The following is a 21,949-nucleotide window of genomic DNA, read 5'->3' as shown; positions in this document are numbered from 1 at the left end:
GGGATGATGTCGATTATGAAGGGACGCGTCCTTGTCGTCGACGACGACACCGCACTGGCCGAGATGCTCGGGATTGTGCTGCGTGGAGAAGGGTTCGAGCCGTCGTTCGTAGCGGACGGCGACAAGGCTCTCGCTGCATTCCGGGAGGCCAAGCCGGACCTGGTGCTGCTGGATCTCATGCTGCCCGGACGGGACGGCATCGAGGTGTGCCGGCTCATCAGGGCCGAGTCGGGTGTGCCGATCGTCATGCTCACGGCCAAGAGCGACACCGTGGATGTGGTCGTCGGGCTGGAGTCCGGTGCCGATGACTACATCGTCAAGCCGTTCAAGCCGAAGGAGCTGGTGGCCCGTATCCGGGCGCGGCTGCGGAGGTCCGAGGAGCCCGCTCCCGAGCAGCTCACGATCGGGGACCTGGTCATCGATGTCGCCGGTCACTCCGTGAAGCGGGACGGTCAGTCGATCGCACTGACCCCGCTGGAGTTCGATCTGCTCGTCGCGCTGGCCCGTAAGCCGTGGCAGGTCTTCACCCGTGAGGTGCTGCTCGAGCAGGTGTGGGGCTACCGCCATGCCGCCGACACCCGGCTGGTCAACGTGCATGTGCAGCGGCTCCGCTCCAAGGTCGAGAAGGACCCGGAGCGGCCGGAGATCGTGGTGACCGTCCGCGGCGTCGGCTACAAGGCCGGACCGAGCTGACATGTCTGTGGGCAGCGCTGCTCCGAAACCCGGGGGGCCGGGAGTCCGTACGGGGCGGGCTGCCGGGCCGGGGCGTGCATCCTCGCGGGTGCGCCGGGCTTTCCAGGACGGGGCACCAGGTGCGCTGGTGCTCCGGATGGTCGCGCGGTGGTTTCGGCGACCTCTGCTGCCCGCAGTACGGCTGTGGCGGCGGAACATCCAGCTGCGGGTGGTCGCCAGCACACTGCTGATGTCGCTCGGTGTGGTGCTGCTGCTCGGACTCGTCGTCATCGGCCAGGTCCGCAACGGTCTGCTGGACGCGAAGGAGCAGGCGGCGCTGAGCCAGGCCGCGGGCGGTTTCGCGGCGGCGCAGGACAAGGCGAGCGGACCGGTCGCCCTCGGCGGCCCCGACGGTGACGCGACCGACGGCCTGCCCGGCCGGGGCGCCGTCAACTGGCGGTCCGAACTCGTCAAGCAGCTGGCCAGTGGCGGCCAGGGGGCGTACCACGTGGTGGCGCTCAGCCCGGACTCCGACGACGCCGGCACCAGCCGGAGCCCGCGTGCCTCCGGTGACGTGGACGTGACCAGCATTCCCGAGGCGCTGCGCGGCTCCGTCGCGCAGGGGACGGGGACCTTCCAGACGTACGCCGGCATCAGGTACTCGGTTGCGAAGGATTCGGAAGCCGGGTTGGTCGTCGGCAAGCGCCTCAACGACGTCGAGGGCAATGCGTACGAGCTGTACTACCTCTTCCCGCTGACGCAGGAGGAGGAGTCGCTGAACCTGGTCAAGGGGACGCTGGCGACGGCCGGGCTGTTCGTGGTCGTCCTGCTCGGGGCGATCGCATGGCTCGTGGTGCGGCAGGTCGTCACACCCGTGCGGATGGCCGCCGGAATCGCCGAGCGGCTGTCGGCCGGCTCGCTGCACGAGCGGATGAAGGTCACCGGCGAGGACGACATCGCCAGGCTGGGCGAGGCGTTCAACAAGATGGCGCAGAACCTCCAGCACAAGATCCAGCAGCTGGAGGAGCTCTCCAGGATGCAGCGGCGCTTCGTCTCGGACGTCTCGCACGAGCTGCGCACCCCGCTGACGACCGTACGGATGGCGGCCGACGTCATTCACGAGGCGCGCAGCGACTTCGATCCGGTGACGGCGCGCTCGGCGGAGCTGCTCGGAGACCAGCTGGACCGCTTCGAGTCGCTGCTCTCGGATCTGCTGGAGATCAGCAGGTTCGACGCGGGCGCGGCGGCGCTGGAGGCCGAGCCGATAGATCTCCGAGAGGTCGTGCGCAGGGTGATCGGCGGGGCCGAGCCGCTTGCCGAGTGCAAGGGCACCCGGATCCGGGTGGTCGGCGACGAGCAGCCCGTGGTCGCCGAGGCCGATGCCCGCCGGATCGAGCGTGTGCTGCGCAACCTCGTCGTCAACGCCGTGGAGCACGGCGAGGGGCGCGACGTGGTGGTGCAGCTGGCCGCGGCGCGCGGAGCGGTCGCCGTGGCCGTGCGGGACTACGGCGTGGGTCTGAAGCCGGGGGAGGCGACGCGGGTGTTCAACCGCTTCTGGCGGGCCGACCCGGCGCGGGCGCGCACCACGGGCGGTACGGGCCTGGGCCTGTCCATCGCCGTCGAGGACGCGCGGCTGCACGGGGGCTGGCTGCAGGCGTGGGGCGAGGCGGGCGGCGGCTCGCAGTTCCGGCTGACCCTGCCGCGCACCGCCGGCGAGCCGCTGCGCGGATCGCCGATACCGCTGGAGCCCGAGGACTCCCGGCGCGCCCGTCAGAGGGCCGCTGCCGACATGGCGAACGAGGGCGCGCTGCGACTGGCGACCGTGCCGGCCCAGCCCGGCGCGGACCGCTCGCCGCTGCCTGCGAGGGCACCCCTGCCGCCGCACACCCCGCCCTCGGCGACGGTGGACCCGGCCGCACTGCCGGGCAGTGGTGCCCGGGTGGTGGCGCGTCGGGCGGGCGAGCGACCGGGCGAGGGTGAGACGACGACACCGGGCAGGATCCCGGAGCGGGAGGACACGACTCGTGGGCGCTGAGCGTCGCCGGTACGGGCGGGGGCGGGCGGCGCGGGCGTTCGCTCTGCCCACTTGTGCCGTCGTGGTCCTGGGCGGGTGTGCGTCGATGCCCGACAGCGGGGACGTCGAGCAGGTCAAGGCCACCAAGGGCGCCGACTCGCAGGTGCGGGTCCTTGCGGTGCCGCCCCGCGATGGAGCGGCGCCCGAGGAGATCGTCGTGGGCTTCCTCGAGGCCATGACCAGTGACGATCCGAGTTTCGCGACGGCTCGCAAGTATCTGACGAAGCGGGCCGCCAAGGAGTGGAGGCCCGAGCAGCTGACGACGGTCCTCACCGAGGCGCCCGACGCCGGGCTGTCGGAGGCCGGTGACGGGGAGGAGAGCCGCAGCTATCCCCTCTCCGGTGAGCTGATCGCGACCGTGGAGCGGCACGCCTACCAGGCGGCGGCGCCCGCCGGGTACAACGGGACGCTGCGGCTGGTGCGGCAGAGCGGTCCGGAGGGCAAGGACAAGGAGTGGCGCATCGACTCCGCTCCGCAGGGCCTTGTGCTCGGGGAGAGCGACTTTCTGCGGAACTACGGCTCCGTCAACAGGTACTACTTCGCGCCGGGGCAGCAGTCCGTGGTCGCCGACCCGGTGTACATCCGGCAGCGCCAGGACCCGGTGACCCGGATGGACCCGGTCGCCCAGACCGTGTCGGCGCTGTTCGAGGGCCCGACGGACTGGCTGAGGCCGGTGGTGGGCTCGCCGTTCCCGACGGGTACGGCACTCAAGGCGGGCGTGACGTCACTGACGCCCGACGACCAGAACCAGCTGAAGGTGCCGCTCAACGACAAGGCGTCCAACGTCGGGCGGACGGTGTGCAAGAAGATGGCGACCCAGCTGCTGCTCACCCTGCGTGATCTGGCGTCGCCGCGTGTCGACCAGGTGGAGCTGCAGCGCACGGACGGCTCGCCGCTGTGCGTGCTCAGCGCCGACCAGGCCGAAGCCGAAGCGTCCGTCCCGGTGCGGGTGTCGGCGAGCCCGGGCAATGTGTACTTCGTCAACGCCACCGGCCGCATGGCCGTCGTCGGGGCGGATGCCAAGACCGTCGATGAGCCGACCCTGGTGCGCGGACCGTTCGGGGACGGCACGCTGCGGCTGGGCACGGTTGCCGTGGCGCGCAACGGACAGCGCGCGGCTGCCGTCTCGCAGGACGGGCAGCACCTGTACGCCGCGTCGATCATGTCCGACGAGGAGCTCGCCGACCCGCTCGCGGGCAGCAACGGTGCCAAGCCCGCGGACCGGCTTTCGGCTCCCAGCTGGGACCGGAACGATCTGTGGGTGGCCGACCGCGACCCGCGTCGGCCGAGGCTGCTGAGGCTGGCCGGGGGCGAGGGCCCGCCTCAGGCGGTGGCGGTCGACGGGCTCGACGGGGCCCGGATCGAGTCGCTGCGGCTGTCGGCGGACGGCGTACGGATAGCGCTGCTGCTCTCCGAGGACGGCAAGAGCACGTTGAAGATCGGCCGGATCGAGCGGCGGACGACTCCCGAGGGGGTGACGTCGGTCTCCGTGGTGGAGCTGCAGTCCGCGGCGCCCCGGCTGGATTCGGTGACCGCGGTGTCCTGGGCGGGGCCGAGCCGGCTCGTGGTGGTGGGCAAGGAGGCCGGAGGCGTGCAGCAGGTCCGCTACATCCAGACCGACGGCTCCCTCTCGCCCGCCGGCGGGGTGCCGGGGCTGAACAAGGTGTCCGCCGTGGCGGCCACGGAGGACGACGACCAGCCGCTGGTGGCCGTGTCCGATGACGGGCTGGTGCGGCTCGCCCCCTCCGCGAACTGGCAGACCATGACCGACAAGGGGTTGTCCCCCGTCTATCCGGGATAGCGCCGCCGGCCGGCCTCTGCCGACACGTCGTCCACAGCGCGTTGTCCACAGGCCGGGCCGAGCCGGCGCAGGCGTTGTCCACAGCAGTGGCGGGGCGTCCCCCGCAGCGGCACAGTGATGGTCATGCGGGGCTGGTGGCGCGAGATGGCCGGGCTGGTGCTGCCTCTCGCATGCGGTGGTTGCGGACGTCCTCGTACGCCCCTGTGCGAGGAGTGCGCATGGCAGCTCGGCGGTCGCGGGCCGCGGCGGGCGCGGCCGTGTCCCGAGCCGGCGGGGCTGCCGGTGGTGTTCGCGGCGGCGGAGTACGAGGACGCGGTGCGTGCCCTCCTGCTGGCGCACAAGGAGCGGGGGGTGCTGGGGCTGGCGGGGCCGCTCGGGGCGGCGCTGGCCGGGGCCGTGGTGGCAGCGGCACCGGAGGCGCTCGACGGGGCGGAGCCGCTGCTGCTCGTACCGGTGCCGTCGGCGCGGCGGGCCGTGCGGGCACGCGGCCACGACGCGGCACGCCGTGTCGCGGTGGCCGCCGCTGGGGCGCTCCGCCGGTCGGGGGCCCGCGCGAGTGCGGTCCCGGTGCTGCGCCAGTGCCGGAAGGTCGCCGACCAGTCGGGCCTCACGGCCCGCGAGCGGGTGCTGAACATGACGGGAGCACTGGGGGTGGTCAAGGGTGCCGAGCGGCTGCTGGAGGGCCGCAGAGCGGTTCTGGTGGACGACTTGATGACGACGGGCGCTTCGCTTGTCGAGGCGGCGCGGGCACTGTGTGCCGCAACGGCCGCGGGCCCTTCCGGATGCGTCCGAACGAGTGCCGCGGTGATCGCCGCACCGCCCCTGTCGTTCGGCGTGGACCACGGCTGAAGGGGAAGCGGCAATGTCGCAGGTGGCGCGAGGGGAAATGCACCTGAACGGACGTACGCGCTGGTAGCGGGTGCCGACAACCGTCCGGGGGAGCTATGTTCGGTTGTGAGGAATGGTGAACGCTGCTCTTCGTCGAATACATGGCCGGGTTAAGGCCAGATGTTCATGAAGGGATCAAGAACCTCGAAGTTGGTGGGGTGGGGATCTTGCCGATGGGGGAGGAGGAGGTGAAAGTCGCCAAGTCCGAGGCCCCCGTGCTCACTGGGGCCTGGTGCAGCAAAAGGGAGATGCTCCGCGACGTATGCGGAGCAATCCGGGAACGGAGTTCTGCGTGGACATCGTCGTCAAGGGCCGCAAGACCGAGGTGCCCGAGCGGTTCCGCAAGCACGTGGCCGAGAAGCTGAAGCTGGAGAAGATCCAGAAGCTCGACGGCAAGGTGATCAGCCTCGACGTCGAGGTGTCCAAGGAGCACAACCCGCGGCAGGCCGACCGTTCCGACCGCGTGGAGATCACCCTTCTTTCGCGCGGGCCGGTGATCCGTGCGGAAGCAGCGGCCGCCGACCCGTACGCAGCGCTCGACCTTGCCACCGCGAAGCTCGAGGCCCGGCTGCGCAAGCAGCACGACAAGCGCCACACCCGGCGTGGCAACGGCCGGCTGTCGGCAGCGGAGGTCGCCGATGTCGTCCCCGGCGTCGCCCAGTTGAACCAGAATGGCGAGCCCGTCTCCGAAGAGACCCCGGAATCCGTTCCCACCACCAGGATCGGCTCGCTCGAGGTGCAGGGCGAAGGACCGCTCGTGGTCCGGGAGAAGAACCACGTAGCCGCCCCGATGACGCTCGACCAGGCGCTCTACGAGATGGAGTTGGTCGGGCACGACTTCTATCTGTTCGTCGACTCCGAGACCAAGGAGCCCAGTGTCGTCTACCGGCGACACGCCTACGACTACGGCGTCATCCACCTGCAGACCGACCCGCTGGCCGGGCATGAGCCCGGCGGCGCGAGTGGTGCGCTCGGCGGCTGATCCCGTTCTTCGGTGGTGCCCCCTGGAGCGCCCTGTGCGCCCCCGGGGGCACCACCGTGCCACCACGGGAGCACCCCTCCGTCACACGGGCATGGAATCATGGCGACCCGAGCCAACCGGTGCGCTGTGGACTGCGGTTGGCAGACCGCAGATGAACCAGGGCCACGGCCTCAGGGGGAGGAACGATGGCGGACAGCTTCGGGCCCGTGCAGGACGCGGATGGCGCCGAGGGCGCGGACGGCGCGGGGACAGGTGTCTCCGGGAAGGAACCGATCCGGGTTCTCGTGGTCGACGACCACGCCCTCTTCCGCCGCGGGCTGGAGATCGTCCTCGCCCAGGAGGAGGACATCCAGGTCGTCGGTGAGGCCGGGGACGGCGCGGAGGCGGTCGACAAGGCCGCCGATCTGCTGCCGGACATCGTGCTGATGGACGTGCGTATGCCGAAGCGCGGGGGGATCGAGGCGTGCACCTCGATCAAGGAGGTGGCCCCCAGCGCGAAGATCATCATGCTGACGATCAGCGACGAGGAGGCCGACCTCTACGACGCGATCAAGGCCGGGGCGACGGGATATCTCCTGAAGGAGATCTCCACGGACGAGGTGGCCACCGCGATCCGCGCCGTGGCCGACGGCCAGTCGCAGATCAGCCCTTCGATGGCGTCGAAGCTGCTCACCGAGTTCAAGTCGATGATCCAGCGCACCGACGAGCGCCGTCTGGTGCCCGCGCCCAGGCTGACCGAGCGGGAGCTGGAGGTGCTCAAGCTGGTCGCCACGGGGATGAACAACCGGGACATCGCCAAGGAGTTGTTCATCTCCGAGAACACGGTGAAGAACCACGTCCGCAACATCCTGGAGAAGCTCCAGCTCCACTCGCGGATGGAGGCGGTCGTGTACGCGATGCGGGAGAAGATCCTCGAGATCCGCTAGCGAGCTCCGCTTGCCCGCCGGCCAGGCACGCCCGCTCAGGCCGGCCCGATCAGCTGAGGGCCGCCACCAGGGGGGCCATCAGTTCCGGCCGGTCGACGCGCTCGACGCGGACGGTGTCGCAGCCCACCCACTCGGCCGCCTCCAGCAGCGCCTGGGCCATCGGGCGGACCGCCTTCGGGGTGTCGAGGGAGACCTGCCGGGCGACCAGTGTGGTGCCCTCACGGGCCGGGTCCACACGGCCCAGGAGCCTGCCGCCCGAGAGCAGCGGCATCGCGAAGTAGCCGTGCACCCGCTTCGCCTTCGGGACGTACGCCTCGAGGCGGTGGGTGAAGCCGAAGAGCCGCTCGGTGCGCGCCCGCTCCCAGATCAGTGAGTCGAACGGCGACAGCAGCGTCGTGCGGTGCCGGCCGCGCGGCTCGCTCGCCAGGGCTTCGGGGTCCGCCCAGGCGGGCTTTGACCAGCCCTCGACACGGACGGGCACGAGACCGGAGTCGGCGACCACCTCGTCGAACTGCTCGCCCTTGAGCCGGTGGTAGTCCGCGATGTCCGCGCGGGTGCCCACACCCAGCGACTGCCCGGCCAGCCGCACCAGCCGCCGCAGGCACTCGCGGTCGTCCAGCTCGTCATGGAGGAACTGGTCCGGGATCGCCCGCTCGGCGAGGTCGTACACCCGCTTCCAGCCGCGCCGCTCGGTGCACACCACCTCGCCGTACATAAGGGCCCGCTCGACGGCGACCTTCGACTCGGACCAGTCCCACCACTCGCCCTTGTTCTTCGCGCCGCCCAGCTCCGTGGCGGTCAGCGGTCCCTCCGCGCGCAGCTGCTTGATCACCGTGTCGTAGGCACCGTCGGGCAGGTCGTGGTACCAGTGCGGGCGGGACCGGTAGGCGCGGCGCCGGAAGGCGAAGTGCGGCCACTCCTCGACGGGGAGGATGCAGGCCGCGTGCGACCAGTACTCGAAGGCGTGGCCGTCCGTCCAGTACGCCTCCTCGACCGTCCTGCGGCCCACCGCTCCGAGGCGGGCGTACGGGATCAGCTCGTGGGAGCGGGCCAGCACCGAGATGGTGTCCAGCTGGACGGCGCCGAGGTGGCGCAGCACACCGCGCACGCCGCCCCGCCGGTCGGGCGCGCCGAGGAACCCCTGGGCCCGCAGAGCTATCCGGCGGGCCTCGTCGGCGGAGAGTCCGGCAGCAGCGGGTCCGGCAGCGGGGGGCGGCTCAGTCGTCATGTCCCGCACCTTAGAGGGCGCCACTGACAGCCGGGCCCCGGCCGGGAGGATCAGGCATCGGCCCTGGCCGGCAGGTAGGGGACCGCCGGTATCAGCCCCAGGTCCGACGGCAGCAGCGAGGCGACCCAGCAGTCCCGCAGTGTCCCGCGGCTCCGGATCCCCGACCGCAGGGCGCCCTCGACCGTGAAGCCGGCCTTCTCGGCGACCGAGCGCGACCCCGTGTTCCCCACCTCGGCGCGCCACTCCAGGCGGACGCACCCCAGGTCGGTGAAGGCCCAGCGGGCGAGCGCGAGCACGGTCTCCGTGGCGTAACCGCGGCCACGATGCTCCTTGGCCGTCCAGAAGCCGATCTCCCACGCGCCCTCGAGCGGATGGTGCAGGCTCGTCGAGGCGATGAGCGGGCCACCGCCCAGGGGACGTACGCAGAAGGTGTAGGCCGTGTCGCTGCGCCAGCCGTCCGGAACGATCAGTCCGACGAACTCCTCCGCGTCCTGCTGCTCGTACGGCGAGGGAATGGCCGGGATCCAGCGCTGGATGTCGGGGTCCTGACAGGCCGCGTGGACCTCCGCGGCGTCGTCCGGGGCGAACGTGCGCAGTTCCAGCCGCTCGGTGGTGAGAGTGATGGGCTCCATGACGTGATTCTGGTGACTGTGTGTCTGCCGTGCGAACACTTTTCGGGAAGGGCGGCACCTTCCGCGTCCCCCGTGCGTTCACCAGATACGCGGCAGCCGGCCCGCGTGGCGGTCCACGTGACGCCGGACCTCCCGAGGCGGCGGGGTCCTCGCTTACGATGGCCGTTGCGGTGGGGTCCACCTGCCGTGCCCGCGCCAGTGTCCAACACACGACCCAGTGCCAGGCCCGATCGGCAAGGAGACCCGCCTCAGTGTCCGTCTTCAACAAGCTCATGCGTGCAGGCGAAGGCAAGATCCTGCGCAAACTGCACCGCATCGCGGACCAGGTCAGCTCCATCGAAGAGGATTTCGTCAGCCTCTCCGACGCCGAGTTGCGGGCGCTCACCGAGGAGTACAAGGAGCGCTACGCCGCCGGCGAGAGCCTCGACGACCTGCTGCCCGAGGCCTTCGCGACCGTCCGCGAGGCCGCCAAGCGCGTCCTCGGCCAGCGCCACTACGACGTCCAGATGATGGGTGGCGCCGCGCTGCACCTCGGCTATGTCGCCGAGATGAAGACCGGTGAGGGCAAGACCCTCGTCGGCACGCTCCCGGCGTATCTCAACGCGCTCTCGGGCAAGGGCGTCCACCTGATCACCGTCAACGACTACCTGGCCGAGCGCGACTCCGAGATGATGGGCCGGGTGCACAAATTCCTCGGCCTGAGCGTCGGCTGCATCCTGGCCAACATGTCGCCGGCCCAGCGCCGCGAGCAGTACGCGTGCGACATCACCTACGGAACGAACAACGAGTTCGGCTTCGACTACCTGCGCGACAACATGGCGTGGTCCCAGGAGGAGCTCGTCCAGCGCGGTCACAACTTCGCGATCGTCGACGAGGTCGACTCGATCCTCGTCGACGAGGCCCGTACGCCGCTGATCATCTCCGGCCCCGCCGACCAGGCCACCAAGTGGTACGGCGACTTCGCCAAGCTGGTGACCCGCCTCACCAAGGGTGAGCCCGGCAACCACCTGAAGGGCATCGAGGAGACCGGCGACTACGAGGTCGACGAGAAGAAGCGGACCGTCGCCATCCATGAGTCGGGTGTCTCGAAGGTCGAGGACTGGCTGGGCATCGACAACCTCTACGAGTCGGTGAACACGCCGCTCGTGGGTTACCTGAACAACGCCATCAAGGCCAAGGAACTCTTCAAGAAGGACAAGGACTACGTCGTCATCGACGGCGAAGTCATGATCGTCGACGAGCACACCGGCCGTATCCTCGCCGGCCGCCGCTACAACGAGGGCATGCACCAGGCGATCGAGGCGAAGGAAGGGGTGGACATCAAGGACGAGAACCAGACGCTCGCCACGATCACCCTGCAGAACTTCTTCCTCCTCTACGGCAAGCTGTCCGGAATGACCGGTACGGCCATGACCGAGGCCGCCGAGTTCCACCAGATCTACAAGCTCGGCGTCGTCCCGATCCCGACCAACCGGCCGATGGTCCGCAAGGACCAGTCGGACCTGATCTACCGGACCGAGGTCGCCAAGTTCGCGGCCGTTGTCGACGACATCGCCGAGAAGCACGACCAGGGCCAGCCGATCCTCGTCGGCACGACGTCCGTCGAGAAGTCCGAGTACCTCTCGCAGCAGCTGAACAAGCGGGGCATCCAGCACGAGGTGCTCAACGCCAAGCAGCACGACCGTGAGGCGATCATCGTCGCCCAGGCCGGCCGCAAGGGCGCGGTCACCGTCGCCACGAACATGGCCGGCCGCGGTACGGACATCAAGCTCGGCGGCAACCCCGACGACCTGGCGGAGGCCGAGCTGCGCCAGCGCGGCCTGGACCCCGTCGAGCACGTCGAGGAGTGGGCCGCCGCCCTCCCGGACGCGCTGAAGCGCGCCGAGTCGGCCGTGAAGGCGGAGTTCGAGGAGGTCAAGGCGCTCGGCGGGCTGTATGTGCTGGGCACGGAGCGCCACGAGTCGCGCCGTATCGACAACCAGCTGCGCGGTCGTTCCGGCCGTCAGGGCGACCCGGGCGAGTCCCGCTTCTATCTGTCGCTCGGCGACGACCTGATGCGGCTGTTCAAGGCGCAGATGGTGGAGCGGGTCATGTCCATGGCCAACGTTCCGGACGACGTCCCGATCGAGAACAAGATGGTGACGCGCGCGATCGCGTCCGCCCAGTCGCAGGTCGAGCAGCAGAACTTCGAGACGCGTAAGAACGTCCTGAAGTACGACGACGTGCTCAACCGGCAGCGCAAGGTCATCTACGCCGAGCGCCGCCGCGTCCTGGAGGGCGAGGACCTGCACGAGCAGATCCGCCACTTCATGGACGACACCATCGACGCGTACATCCAGGCGGAGACCGTCGAGGGCTTCGCGGAGGAGTGGGACCTCGACCGGCTGTGGGGCGCCTTCAAGCAGCTCTACCCGGTCAAGGTGACCGTCGACGAGCTGGAGGAGGCGGCCGGCGACCGGGCCGGGATCACCGCCGAGTTCATCGCCGAGACCATCAAGGACGACATCCACGACCAGTACGACGAGCGCGAGAAGCAGCTCGGCTCGGACATCATGCGCGAGCTGGAGCGGCGCGTGGTGCTCTCCGTGCTGGACCGCAAGTGGCGCGAGCACCTGTACGAGATGGACTACCTCCAGGAGGGCATCGGCCTGCGGGCGATGGCCCAGAAGGACCCGCTGGTCGAGTACCAGCGCGAGGGCTTCGACATGTTCACCGCGATGATGGAGGGCATCAAGGAGGAGTCCGTCGGCTACCTGTTCAACCTGGAGGTCCAGGTCGAGCAGCAGGTCGAGGAGGTCCCGGTGCAGGACTCGGCCGAGCGCACGTCCCTGGCGAAGGAGGACGCGGTGCCGGCGGGTGCCGCCCGTCCGGAGATCCGTGCGAAGGGTCTCGACGCTCCGCAGCGTCCTGACCGGCTGCACTTCACCGCGCCGAAGGTCGACGGCGAGGGCAGCATCGTCGAGGGCGAGTTCGCGAACGGCGAGGGGCCGGCGCGGTCCGAGTCGGACGGGATGACGCGGGCGGAGCGCCGCAAGGCGCAGAAGAGTGCGGGTGGGCGCCGCCGCAAGAAGTAGGCACCGCCTGTGGCCCAGCGGGGCCGGACAGCGTGCGGTGTCCGGCCCCGTCGGCGTGTGCGGGGCGGCGCGGCCCTCCTGCCGGTCCGTCGGACGCTGAGCCCGGCGGCTGGCCCGCCGGGCGACGGCCCGCGCACGGTCACGCGCCCGCGCCCGCGTACGGTCACACGGCCGCACACGACCACGCGCCGTACGTCGTCACGCGTTCGCAGACCATCAGGCGTGCGAGGCGACCGCCGTGCGTTCGCCGCCGAGTTCCACCGCCGCGCAGCGCCAGCGCAGGTCCGGGCCCTGCTCCAGGCGGAAGGCCATGGCGCTGACACGGTCGCCCGTGCTGATGCGGGCGAACGCCTCGATGACGCCGGGGCGGGGGACGTACTCGTCGCAGTGGCGCACGACGGGTCGCAGCCCGTTCACCGCGAGCGGTGCGCCCGGAGCGAGCTGGATCAGGTGCTCGTAGGCGTCTCCGATGGTGTGGCCGAGCATCCAGTGGACCGGGCGGGCGCCGCTGAGGACCGAGAGCAGGCGTTCGGCGAACCAGTAGCGGGGGAGGCGGGACCTCCCTCTGGTCGTGGCCGGCGGGGTGCGGCCCGGGCCGCGGCTGTCGTGGCGGCCGCCGGGCTTTGTACGCGTCCTGGCCGAGGCGTGGTCCATGGCTGTTGCCCCTTCATACCCAACCCACAAGTAACTTCCGGTGGGGATCTTGTACGGGCGGGACGGGAGCGGTCGCAAGGGCCGACAGGCCGTGCGGTGAGGGTTCCGGAGTTCACCTATCAGGGTGGCGGCCCCTACACGGAGCCCGCGAAAGGGCGGGTGGAGGCGCGCCGGAGCGACGGGGGAAGAGGGCTCGAGAGCAGCCCGATGGGGGACTCCGCACGTATCCTTAGGTGTTCACCCGACGACGAAAGCGGCCAGCCATGCGCGTCTACGTACCCCTGACCCTCCCCGGTCTCGCAGAGGCGCACAAGGCGGGCGAACTGGGTCCCGGGCCCCTCACGGCGTACGCCGTGACGCCCGCGCTGCGCGAGTGGTACGTGTCCGACGACATCGAGGAGCTCGAGTACGCCGCGCTGAGCCGGGCCGCGGCGGCATCGCTGCGGCTGCTCGCCGGGGACCCCGGAGCGCTCCGGCGCCGGGTCGTCGTCGCCGTCGATGTGCCGGACGGGGCCGCGGTCGCCGATCCCGGGCAGGGGCTCGGTTCCGCGTCGCTCGGCGAGGTGCGGATCGCGTCCGGTGTGCCGCTGGCCAAGGCGGCGGCGGTGCATGTGGATTCCGACGACGCGGACGCCGATGTGGCCGCGGCGGCGGACGCGCTCGGCGCGGCGGATCACGGGGACGACGACGCGCAGTTCGTCGTGGACGGCGCGGAGGACCACGAACTGCTGTGGTTCGGGGTGCAGGAGATCCCCGGGCTCATCGGCTGAGGCCCGCGGGCGAGCCGTCGGCCGAACTGCCGGCCAAGGTGCCATGCCGAGCCGTCGTGCCGAGCCGTCGTGCCGAACTGTGGTGCCGAGCCGTCGGCCGAGTCGGAGTGTCAGACCCTGCCGGTAACGTTTCCTGGCATGGGGAAGCACAGCGCGCATCTGGTCTGGGACTGGAACGGCACACTGCTCGACGACATCCACGCGGTCATCGAGGCGACGAACGCATCGTTCGCGGAGATAGGGCTTGAGCCGATCACGCTCGAGCGGTACCGGGACCTGTACTGCGTGCCCGTCCCGCTGTTCTACGAGCGGCTCATGGGCCGGCTGCCCACGGACGAGGAGTGGGCGGTCATGGACGAGGTGTTCCACCGGCACTACTGGCTGCGGGCTGATGCGTGCGGACTGACGGCGGGTGCGGCCCAGTTGCTCGCGGAGCGGCAGGCGTCGGGGAGTACGCAGTCGCTGCTGTCCCTCGCGCCGCACGAGCGGCTGGTGCCGATCGTGCGGAGCCATGGGATCGAGGACCGCTTCGTGCGGGTGGACGGGCGCATAGGCGCGTCGCACGCCGGCAAGACGGAGCACATGGTGCGGCATCTGTCCGCGCTGGCCGGCGTCGAGGCGGAGCGGGTCGTGGTGATCGGTGACGCGGTGGACGACGCGGTGGCGGCGGCGCACGTCGGGGCGAAGGCGGTGCTGTACACCGGGGGGTCGCACAGCCGGGTGAGCCTGGCGGCGGCGGGGGTGCCGGTGGTGGACTCGCTGGCGGAGGCGGTCGCGGTGGCGGAGGAGCTGGCGGCGTAGCGCGGAGGAGTCGGTGCCACGGCACCGGGGCGCGCCGCGGGCTGGGCCGGCCCTGTGGGCGTCGGCTGCTGTCCGCGGTCCCGGCGTCCGGGCACGCCCCCGCGTGCCGGCACGGCTGCCCCGCGTCCGGGTGCCCTCGTCCGCCTCAGCTCAGGGGGGCCTTCGCGCGCAGGACCGTGAGGAATTCGCGCATCCATGCGGGGTGGTCCGGCCAGGCGCGGGAGGAGACCAGGGTGCCGTCGACGACCGCTTCGGTGTCCCGGAAGGACGCTCCGGCGGCCTGCATGTCGAGTTCGAGGGCGGGATAGGCCGTCACTCTGCGGCCCGTGAGGCCGCCGGTGGCGGCGGTGAGGAGGGGGCCGTGGCAGATCTGGGCCACCGGCTTGTCCGCGTCGAAGAAGGACTTGAGGATCTTGCGGAGCTCGGGGTCGTTGCGGAGGTACTCGGGCGCCCGGCCGCCGGGGATGACGACCGCTGCGTAGTCGCCCGGGTCGACCTCCGAGAAGGCCAGGTCGGCGGGCCAGGTGTAGCCCGGCTTCTCCGTATACGTGTCGAAGCCCGGCTCGAAGTCATGGACCACGAACTGGAGCTTCTTGCGGGCGGGGGCCGCGATGTGCACCTCGTACCCCTCCTCGCGGAGCCGCTGGTACGGATAAAGGACCTCGAGGGACTCGGCCGCATCGCCGGTGACGATCAGGATCTGCACAGTCATGGCTACCGCTCCTGTCGATTGATGCCGATTTGTCGGGCTTCAGGACATGAGGTCAACCTGCCTCTCCCGCAGCCGTTTGCCAAGAGGCGGGGCGCGTGTCGCTGTCCAGAGTGTCAAACTTCGGGCCCCGCTTTTGTACACATACGGCTCATGACGGGTCAGGGGTGCGGGGCGATAGCCTTGACCCCGTGATCAGCGCTATACGCCGAGGGGGCAGCGAAGCCCCCGGCCTGCGCCCGGTACGCCACAGCGGCCGGGTGCGAGCTGATCTTCCGTGCGGCCGGTGTCAAGGCCGCCTGCCGGACTCCCCGGCGGAATTGGCCGGTTACGGTCCGGACATCTCTCATCACGGCATAGCGTCGCCCCTGACCGGACACCCCGCGTCGTGGCGTTGTGCCAACTTTCCTACCTACGTCACGCAACGGCGCGCGACAGGAGCCAGAGGACATGCAGACCAAGCTGGACGAAGCCAAGGCCGAGCTGCTCGAGAGGGCCGCCCGGGTAGCTGAGCACAGCCCGGGCGGGGGGCAACTTCCGACTGGGTCCGACAGCGGGAAGCGTCCCGACCAGGACACCCTCCTCGCGTACCTCCAGCGCTACTACCTGCACACCGCCCCCGAGGACCTCACCGACCGGGACCCGGTCGACATCTTCGGCGCAGCTCTTTCGCACTACCGGCTGGCGGAGAACCGCCCGCAGGGCACCGCCAACGTTCGCGTGCACACCCCGACCGTCGAGGAGAACGGCTGGACGTGCAGCCACTCCGTCGTCGAGGTCGTCACCGACGACATGCCGTTCCTGGTCGACTCGGTCACCAATGAGCTCACTCGCCAGGGCCGCGGCATCCACCTCGTGATCCACCCCCAGGTCGTCGTCCGCCGCGACGTCACCGGCAAGCTCATCGAGGTGCTCAGTAACGAGCCCAACGGCCGCTCCGGCGCCGACGGGACCGCCGTGACCGCCCCCGCCAAGCTGCCCCACGACGCCCTCACCGAGTCATGGATCCACGTCGAGATCGACCGCGAGACCGACCGCGCCGACCTCAAGCAGATCACCGCCGACCTGCTGCGCGTCCTGTCCGACGTCCGCGAGGCCGTCGAGGACTGGGAGAAGATGCGCGACGCCGCGCTGCGCATCGCCGACGACCTGCCGAGCGAGCCCATCGCCGACGACCTCGCCGACGAGGAGGTCGAAGAGGCCCGTGAGCTGCTGCGCTGGCTCTCCAGCGACCACTTCACCTTCCTCGGCTACCGCGAATACACCCTGGTCGACGGCGACGCCCTGGCCGCCGTCCCGGGCACCGGCCTTGGCATCCTCCGCTCCGACCCGCACCACAGCGGAGACGACGCCCACGGCCACCCCGTCTCGCCGTCCTTCAACCGGCTGCCGGCCGACGCCCGCGCCAAGGCCCGCGAGCACAAGCTGCTCATCCTCACCAAGGCCAACAGCCGTGCGACCGTGCACCGTCCCTCGTACCTCGACTACGTGGGCGTGAAGAAGTTCGACACCGACGGCAACGTGATCGGTGAGCGGCGCTTCCTCGGCCTGTTCTCCTCGGCCGCCTACACCGAGTCGGTGCGCCGTGTCCCCGTCATCCGCCGCAAGGTCATCGAGGTCCTGGAGCGCGCGGGCTTCTCGCCGAACAGCCATGACGGCCGCGACCTGCTGCAGATCCTGGAGACGTACCCGCGCGACGAGCTGTTCCAGACGCCCGTCGACGAGCTCCGCTCCATCGTGACGAGCGTGCTCTACCTCCAGGAGCGCCGCCGGCTGCGGCTGTACCTGCGCCAGGAGGAGTACGGCCGCTACTACTCGGCCCTCGTCTACCTGCCGCGCGACCGCTTCAACACCACCGTCCGCGAGCGCCTGACCGGCATCCTCAAGGAGGAGCTCGGCGGCACCAGCGTCGACTTCACCCTCATGAGCACCGAGTCGGTGCTCACCCGCCTCCACTTCGTCATCCGCGTCCCGTCCGGCACCGAGCTCACGCACCTGACCGACGCCGACAAGGACCGCATCGAGGCCCGGCTGGCCGAGGCCGCCCGCTCCTGGGACGACGGCTTCGCCGAGGCGCTCAACGCGGAGACCGGCGAGGAGCGCGCCGCCGAGCTGCTGCGCAAGTACGGCAACTCCTTCACCGAGGGCTACAAGGCCGACCACTCGCCGCGCGCCGCCGTCGCCGACCTCGTCCACCTGGAGCAGCTCAGCCACACCGGCAAGGACTTCGCCCTCTCCCTCTACGAGCCGGTCGGAGCCGCCCCCGGCGAGCGCCGCTTCAAGATCTACCGGCCGGGCGAGCAGGTCTCCCTCTCCTCCGTGCTGCCCGTCCTCAACCGCCTCGGCGTCGAGGTCATCGACGAGCGTCCGTACGAGCTGCGCTGCGCGGACCGTACGCACGCGTGGATCTACGACTTCGGTCTGCGGATGCCCACCCCCACGGGCAACGGCGGGGACTACCTCGGAGACGACGCCCGCGAGCGCTTCCAGGACGCCTTCTCGGCGGTCTGGACCGGTGCCGCGGAGAACGACACCTTCAACTCGCTCGTGCTGCGCGCCGGGCTCAACTGGCGCGAGGCCGTCGTGCTGCGCGCCTACGCCAAGTACCTGCGCCAGGCCGGGTCGACCTTCAGCCAGGACTACATGGAGGACACCCTCCTCAACAACGTCCACACCACCCGGCTGCTGATCAACCTCTTCGAGGCCCGGATGGCGCCGGACCGCCAGCGCGCCGGCACCGAGCTGATCGACGCCCTCCTCGAGGAGCTGGACGCCGCCCTGGACCAGGTCGCCTCGCTCGACGAGGACCGGATCCTGCGCTCCTTCCTCACCGTCATCAAGGCCACCCTGCGCACCAACTTCTTCCAGGAGGCGGCGGGCGGCCAGTGGCACGGCTATGTGTCGATGAAGTTCGACCCGCAGGCCATCCCGGACCTGCCGGCGCCCCGCCCGGCGTACGAGATCTGGGTGTACTCGCCGCGCGTCGAGGGTGTCCACCTGCGCTTCGGCAAGGTCGCGCGCGGCGGTCTGCGCTGGTCCGACCGGCGTGAGGACTTCCGTACGGAGATCCTCGGTCTGGTCAAGGCGCAGATGGTGAAGAACACGGTCATCGTGCCGGTCGGCGCCAAGGGCGGCTTCGTCGCCAAGCAGCTGCCGGACCCGTCCGTCGACCGCGACGCATGGCTCGCCGAGGGCATCGCCTGCTACAAGACCTTCATCTCGGCGCTGCTCGACATCACCGACAACCTGGTGGCCGGCGAGGTCGTGCCGCCGCACGACGTCGTGCGCCACGACGAGGACGACACGTACCTCGTCGTCGCCGCCGACAAGGGCACCGCGACCTTCTCGGACATCGCCAACGAGGTCGCCATCGCCTACAACTTCTGGCTGGGCGACGCCTTCGCCTCCGGCGGCTCGGCCGGTTACGACCACAAGGGCATGGGCATCACGGCCCGCGGCGCCTGGGAGTCCGTCAAGCGGCACTTCCGCGAGCTCGACCACGACACCCAGACCGAGGACTTCACGGTCGTCGGCGTCGGCGACATGTCCGGTGACGTGTTCGGCAACGGCATGCTGCTCTCCGAGCACATCCGGCTGGTCGCGGCCTTCGACCACCGCCACATCTTCATCGACCCGGAGCCGGACGCGGCCGTCTCGTACGCCGAGCGCCGCCGCCTGTTCGAGCTGCCCCGCTCGTCCTGGGCCGACTACAACCAGGAGCTGCTGTCGGCCGGCGGCGGCATCCACCCCCGTACGGCCAAGTCGATCCCCGTCAACGCGCATGTCCGGGCGGCCCTCGGTATCGAGGCGGGGGTCACCAAGCTGACCCCGGCCGAGCTGATGAAGGCGGTCCTCAAGGCCCCGGTGGACCTGCTGTGGAACGGCGGCATCGGTACGTACGTCAAGTCCTCCGCCGAGTCCAACGCCGACGTCGGTGACAAGGCCAACGACGTCATCCGGGTCGACGGCGCGGACCTGCGGGTCCAGGTCGTCGGCGAGGGCGGCAACCTGGGCCTGACCCAGCTGGGCCGGATCGAGTTCGCCCGCCACGGCGGCCGGATCAACACCGACGCCATCGACAACAGCGCGGGCGTGGACACCTCCGACCACGAGGTGAACATCAAGATCCTGCTGAACGGTCTGGTGGCCGAGGGCGACATGACCGTCAAGCAGCGCAACAAGCTGCTCGCCGAGATGACCGACGAGGTCGGCCGGCTGGTGCTGCGCAACAACTACGCGCAGAACGTGGCCCTGGCCAACGCGGTCGCCCAGTCGCCGAGCCTCCTCCACGCCCACCAGCGCTTCATGCGCAGGCTGGGCCGAGAGGGCGCGCTCGACCGGGCCCTGGAGTTCCTGCCGAACGACCGCCAGATCCGCGAGCTGCTCAACAACAAGCAGGGGCTGTCCCAGCCCGAGCTGGCCGTCCTGCTCGCCTACACCAAGATCACGACGGCCGAGGAGCTGATCCGGACCACGCTGCCGGACGACCCGTACCTGTGCGGTCTGCTGCACGCGTACTTCCCGAAGCCGCTGCGGGAGAAGTTCCCCGAGGCGGTCGACGGCCACGCGCTGCGCCGCGAGATCGTCACCACCGTCCTGGTCAACGACACCGTCAACACGGGCGGTTCGACCTTCCTGCACCGGCTGCGCGAGGAGACCGGGGCGTCGATCGAGGAGATCGTGCGCGCCCAGACCGCCGCGCGGGCGATCTTCGGACTCGGCGATGTGTGGGACGCCGTCGAGGGGCTCGACACCCAGGTCGCGGCCGCCGTCCAGACCCGGATGCGGCTGCATTCCCGCCGGCTCGTCGAGCGCGGTACGCGCTGGCTGCTGGGCAACCGGCCGCAGCCGCTGGAGCTGACGGAGACGATCGAGTTCTTCGCGGCGGGCGTCGAGCAGGTCTGGGCCGAGCTGCCGAAGCTGCTGCGCGGCGCCGACCTGGACTGGTACCAGGGACTCCTGGAGGAGTTCACGGCCGCGGGCGTCCCGGAGGGGCTGGCCCTGCGCGTCGCCGGATTCTCGTCCGCGTTCCCGACGCTCGACATCGTCGCGATCGCCGACCGGACCGGCAAGGACCCGATGGCCGTCGCCGAGATCTACTACGACCTGGCCGACCGGCTGCGGATCACCGAGCTGATGGACCGCATCATCGAGCTGCCGCGGGCCGACCGCTGGCAGTCCATGGCCCGCGCGTCCATCCGCGAGGACCTGTACGCGGCGCACGCGGCGCTCACGTCGGACGTGCTGTCGGTGGGCAACGGCGCCTCGACTCCGGAGCAGCGCTTCCAGGCGTGGGAGGAGAAGAACGCGGCGATCCTGGGCCGGGCGCGGACGACGCTGGAGGAGATCCAGGGCTCGGACACGTTCGACCTGGCGAACCTGTCGGTGGCGATGCGGACGATGCGGCAGCTGCTGCGCACGCACAGCTGACGGCCGTGGAGTGAGCCGAGGGGGCGCCCGCCGTACAGGTGGGCGCCCCCTCAGGTGTTTGACGCGGCGGTCGTCGCCCGCCACAGTCCGCGGCAGGAGAGCCAGGCTGCCGCCAGCAGCAGACCGTTGCGCAGGACGAGCACGGTGCAGCCGGCCGGGGTGCTCGCGATGACGTCCTCGTAGAGCAGCGGATAGCCGAGGGAGCTGAGCGCCGCCGCGGGCAGGAGCAGCAGCGCGGCCGGGCGCTGGGTGGTGCGGCGGGTGGTGAGGCAGACCGCGGCCAGGCCGAGCAGCCAGATCAGGTACTGCGGGCTGATGACGCGGCTGGTGACGGTGAAGAGGAGCACGGCGCACAGCGCCGCGTCGCAAGGGGTCGCCGGGGTCCAGCGCCTCGCGTGCACCCGCCACAGCAGCAGCCAGCCGAAGGCGGCGGCGGTCAGCAGCAGCGACAGCCGGGCCACGGCCGGCACCTGCGGGCCGAGGAACTCGAAGGCTCCGTAACGGTATTCGACGTGGTACGGCAGGCCGGCGAGCCGGGCCAGATGGAGGGCGGTGCCGCCGAGGGACTCGATCTGCACGCCGCGGTCGCCCTGCTGCCGCAGGAAGTCCAGGGTGTGCGGGAAGCCCAGGGCGAGGCCGGCGAGCAGGGCGGCGGCGGCCGCGGCCGCCGAGGTCCAGGCGGCGCGGGTGGGGCGCCCGCGGGGGGTGCCCAGCAGGGTGAGCAGCGGCCACAGCTTGACCGTCGCGCCGAGTCCGGCGAGCGCGCCGCCGAGGCGGGGGCGGGGACGTGGACGCAGCAGGGCGAGGAGGGCGAGCACGGCGAGCGCGGTGGTCTGGACGTCGTAACGGGCCAGCGGGATGTGGAGGAGGAGGGGGAGGCCGCAGGTCCACAGCCAGGCCCCGGCGGTCCCGGCGTCGCGGCCGCCGGCCCGGGCGAGGGCGAGGGCGACGGCCGCGTCGGCCAGCAGCGCCAGGGCGACGAACGCCTGGAAGTAGCTGAGCCAGGGGAGGAGTCCGGGGGAGAGGAACACCGCTGCCGCCCCCGGGGGGTACTGCCACGTGGTGTCGCCGTACGGGAAGACCCCGCGGGCGAGCTGCTCGTACCAGCCGGCGTAGAGGACGTACACCTCGCGGGAGACGCCGCCGACGCCGAGGTCGTCGCGTACGAGGAGGACGAGCATCCCGAGCCGGGTGACCGCCCAGACGGCGGCGAGAGTGCGGTGCCGGTGGGTGGCGGTGGCGTCCGAGCGGGAGAGGAGGGGGAGGGGCGTCTGCTGGGGTGCCTGATGGGTCGTCATCGACCGGCAC

At 70.8% G+C, this 21,949-nt stretch carries 15 protein-coding genes; 10 read left to right on the top strand and 5 right to left on the bottom strand.

The window, feature by feature from the left end:
* Nucleotides 1-3 precede the first annotated feature (3 nt).
* The 6 genes from mtrA (at nucleotide 4) to KK483_RS13035 (ending at nucleotide 7,343) form a co-directional block, all read left to right on the top strand.
* On the top strand, nucleotides 4-693 hold the full coding sequence (gene mtrA, locus KK483_RS13060) for a two-component system response regulator MtrA (RefSeq protein ID WP_187740742.1): 690 nt from the start codon (nucleotides 4-6) through the stop codon (nucleotides 691-693).
* Nucleotide 694: 1 nt separating this feature from the next.
* On the top strand, nucleotides 695-2,707 hold the full coding sequence (gene mtrB, locus KK483_RS13055) for an MtrAB system histidine kinase MtrB (RefSeq protein WP_262005404.1): 2,013 nt from the start codon (nucleotides 695-697) through the stop codon (nucleotides 2,705-2,707).
* Nucleotides 2,697-4,547 (top strand): LpqB family beta-propeller domain-containing protein, encoded by a 1,851-nt coding sequence (locus KK483_RS13050; RefSeq protein ID WP_262005403.1) that lies wholly within the window; start codon nucleotides 2,697-2,699, stop codon nucleotides 4,545-4,547. The genes mtrB and KK483_RS13050 overlap by 11 nt, the downstream gene beginning before the upstream one ends.
* Before the next feature lie 123 nt (nucleotides 4,548-4,670).
* Nucleotides 4,671-5,396, top strand: coding sequence for a ComF family protein (locus KK483_RS13045; protein WP_262005402.1), 726 nt, complete (start codon nucleotides 4,671-4,673; stop codon nucleotides 5,394-5,396).
* Between the two features lie 331 nt (nucleotides 5,397-5,727).
* Complete coding sequence (gene hpf, locus KK483_RS13040) at nucleotides 5,728-6,417, top strand: ribosome hibernation-promoting factor, HPF/YfiA family (protein ID WP_262009461.1); 690 nt, start codon at nucleotides 5,728-5,730, stop codon at nucleotides 6,415-6,417.
* A 185-nt stretch (nucleotides 6,418-6,602) separates the two neighbouring features.
* Nucleotides 6,603-7,343: a response regulator transcription factor gene (locus KK483_RS13035; RefSeq protein WP_262005401.1), complete on the top strand. Its 741-nt coding sequence runs from the start codon at nucleotides 6,603-6,605 to the stop codon at nucleotides 7,341-7,343.
* Nucleotides 7,344-7,392: 49 nt separating this feature from the next.
* Here KK483_RS13035 and KK483_RS13030 read toward each other — a convergent pair whose 3' ends face one another.
* Both KK483_RS13030 and KK483_RS13025 read right to left on the bottom strand, forming a co-directional pair.
* Nucleotides 7,393-8,571: a winged helix-turn-helix domain-containing protein gene (locus KK483_RS13030; protein ID WP_262005400.1), complete on the bottom strand. Its 1,179-nt coding sequence runs from the start codon at nucleotides 8,569-8,571 to the stop codon at nucleotides 7,393-7,395.
* A 50-nt stretch (nucleotides 8,572-8,621) separates the two neighbouring features.
* The gene (locus tag KK483_RS13025; protein WP_262005399.1) at nucleotides 8,622-9,203 is read right to left on the bottom strand and encodes a GNAT family N-acetyltransferase; all 582 of its coding nucleotides are present in this window, start codon (nucleotides 9,201-9,203) and stop codon (nucleotides 8,622-8,624) included.
* Nucleotides 9,204-9,454: 251 nt separating this feature from the next.
* Between KK483_RS13025 and secA the strand changes: the two genes are divergently transcribed.
* A complete protein-coding gene (gene secA / locus KK483_RS13020; RefSeq protein ID WP_262005398.1) occupies nucleotides 9,455-12,277 on the top strand; it encodes a preprotein translocase subunit SecA in 2,823 nt (940 codons plus the stop codon).
* A 216-nt stretch (nucleotides 12,278-12,493) separates the two neighbouring features.
* Here secA and KK483_RS13015 read toward each other — a convergent pair whose 3' ends face one another.
* Nucleotides 12,494-12,931: an Rv3235 family protein gene (locus KK483_RS13015; protein ID WP_262005397.1), complete on the bottom strand. Its 438-nt coding sequence runs from the start codon at nucleotides 12,929-12,931 to the stop codon at nucleotides 12,494-12,496.
* A 263-nt stretch (nucleotides 12,932-13,194) separates the two neighbouring features.
* On the opposite strand from KK483_RS13015, the gene KK483_RS13010 reads away from it, so the two are divergent.
* Together KK483_RS13010 and KK483_RS13005 are read left to right on the top strand one after the other, a co-directional pair.
* Entirely contained in the window at nucleotides 13,195-13,701 is a 507-nt protein-coding gene (locus KK483_RS13010) for a DUF6912 family protein (protein WP_262005396.1), read from the top strand.
* Nucleotides 13,702-13,839: 138 nt separating this feature from the next.
* Entirely contained in the window at nucleotides 13,840-14,502 is a 663-nt protein-coding gene (locus KK483_RS13005; protein WP_262005395.1) for an HAD family hydrolase, read from the top strand.
* 145 nt (nucleotides 14,503-14,647) lie between these two features.
* Here the strand turns inward: KK483_RS13005 and KK483_RS13000 are convergent, their stop codons facing one another.
* Nucleotides 14,648-15,214 carry a DJ-1/PfpI family protein gene (locus KK483_RS13000; protein WP_262005394.1) on the bottom strand — a complete coding sequence of 189 codons (567 nt, stop codon included), beginning with the start codon at nucleotides 15,212-15,214 and terminating at the stop codon, nucleotides 14,648-14,650.
* A gap of 447 nt (nucleotides 15,215-15,661) precedes the next feature.
* On the opposite strand from KK483_RS13000, the gene KK483_RS12995 reads away from it, so the two are divergent.
* Entirely contained in the window at nucleotides 15,662-20,641 is a 4,980-nt protein-coding gene (locus KK483_RS12995) for an NAD-glutamate dehydrogenase (RefSeq protein ID WP_262005393.1), read from the top strand.
* A 50-nt stretch (nucleotides 20,642-20,691) separates the two neighbouring features.
* Here KK483_RS12995 and KK483_RS12990 read toward each other — a convergent pair whose 3' ends face one another.
* The gene (locus KK483_RS12990) at nucleotides 20,692-21,939 is read right to left on the bottom strand and encodes a glycosyltransferase 87 family protein (RefSeq protein ID WP_262005392.1); all 1,248 of its coding nucleotides are present in this window, start codon (nucleotides 21,937-21,939) and stop codon (nucleotides 20,692-20,694) included.
* Nucleotides 21,940-21,949 lie beyond the last annotated feature (10 nt).

Origin of the sequence: Streptomyces sp. FIT100 (assembly GCF_024584805.1) — a bacterium.
In the GTDB taxonomy this organism is placed as follows: domain Bacteria; phylum Actinomycetota; class Actinomycetes; order Streptomycetales; family Streptomycetaceae; genus Streptomyces.
This window is presented reverse-complemented; position numbering and strand designations above follow the sequence as displayed.

What these genes read in the sequence shown, in the direction of transcription:
- KK483_RS13010 (WP_262005396.1), top strand. Translation starts at nt 13,195, where the DNA reads ATGCGCGTCTACGTACCCCTGACCCTCCCCGGTCTCGCAGAGGCGCAC.
- mtrB (WP_262005404.1), top strand. Translation starts at nt 695, where the DNA reads ATGTCTGTGGGCAGCGCTGCTCCGAAACCCGGGGGGCCGGGAGTCCGT.
- KK483_RS13045 (WP_262005402.1), top strand. Translation starts at nt 4,671, where the DNA reads ATGCGGGGCTGGTGGCGCGAGATGGCCGGGCTGGTGCTGCCTCTCGCA.
- KK483_RS13005 (WP_262005395.1), top strand. Translation starts at nt 13,840, where the DNA reads ATGGGGAAGCACAGCGCGCATCTGGTCTGGGACTGGAACGGCACACTG.
- KK483_RS13030 (WP_262005400.1), bottom strand. Translation starts at nt 8,571, where the DNA reads ATGACGACTGAGCCGCCCCCCGCTGCCGGACCCGCTGCTGCCGGACTC.
- KK483_RS13000 (WP_262005394.1), bottom strand. Translation starts at nt 15,214, where the DNA reads ATGACTGTGCAGATCCTGATCGTCACCGGCGATGCGGCCGAGTCCCTC.
- KK483_RS12995 (WP_262005393.1), top strand. Translation starts at nt 15,662, where the DNA reads ATGCAGACCAAGCTGGACGAAGCCAAGGCCGAGCTGCTCGAGAGGGCC.
- KK483_RS13025 (WP_262005399.1), bottom strand. Translation starts at nt 9,203, where the DNA reads ATGGAGCCCATCACTCTCACCACCGAGCGGCTGGAACTGCGCACGTTC.
- KK483_RS12990 (WP_262005392.1), bottom strand. Translation starts at nt 21,939, where the DNA reads ATGACGACCCATCAGGCACCCCAGCAGACGCCCCTCCCCCTCCTCTCC.
- KK483_RS13035 (WP_262005401.1), top strand. Translation starts at nt 6,603, where the DNA reads ATGGCGGACAGCTTCGGGCCCGTGCAGGACGCGGATGGCGCCGAGGGC.
- KK483_RS13015 (WP_262005397.1), bottom strand. Translation starts at nt 12,931, where the DNA reads ATGGACCACGCCTCGGCCAGGACGCGTACAAAGCCCGGCGGCCGCCAC.
- mtrA (WP_187740742.1), top strand. Translation starts at nt 4, where the DNA reads ATGATGTCGATTATGAAGGGACGCGTCCTTGTCGTCGACGACGACACC.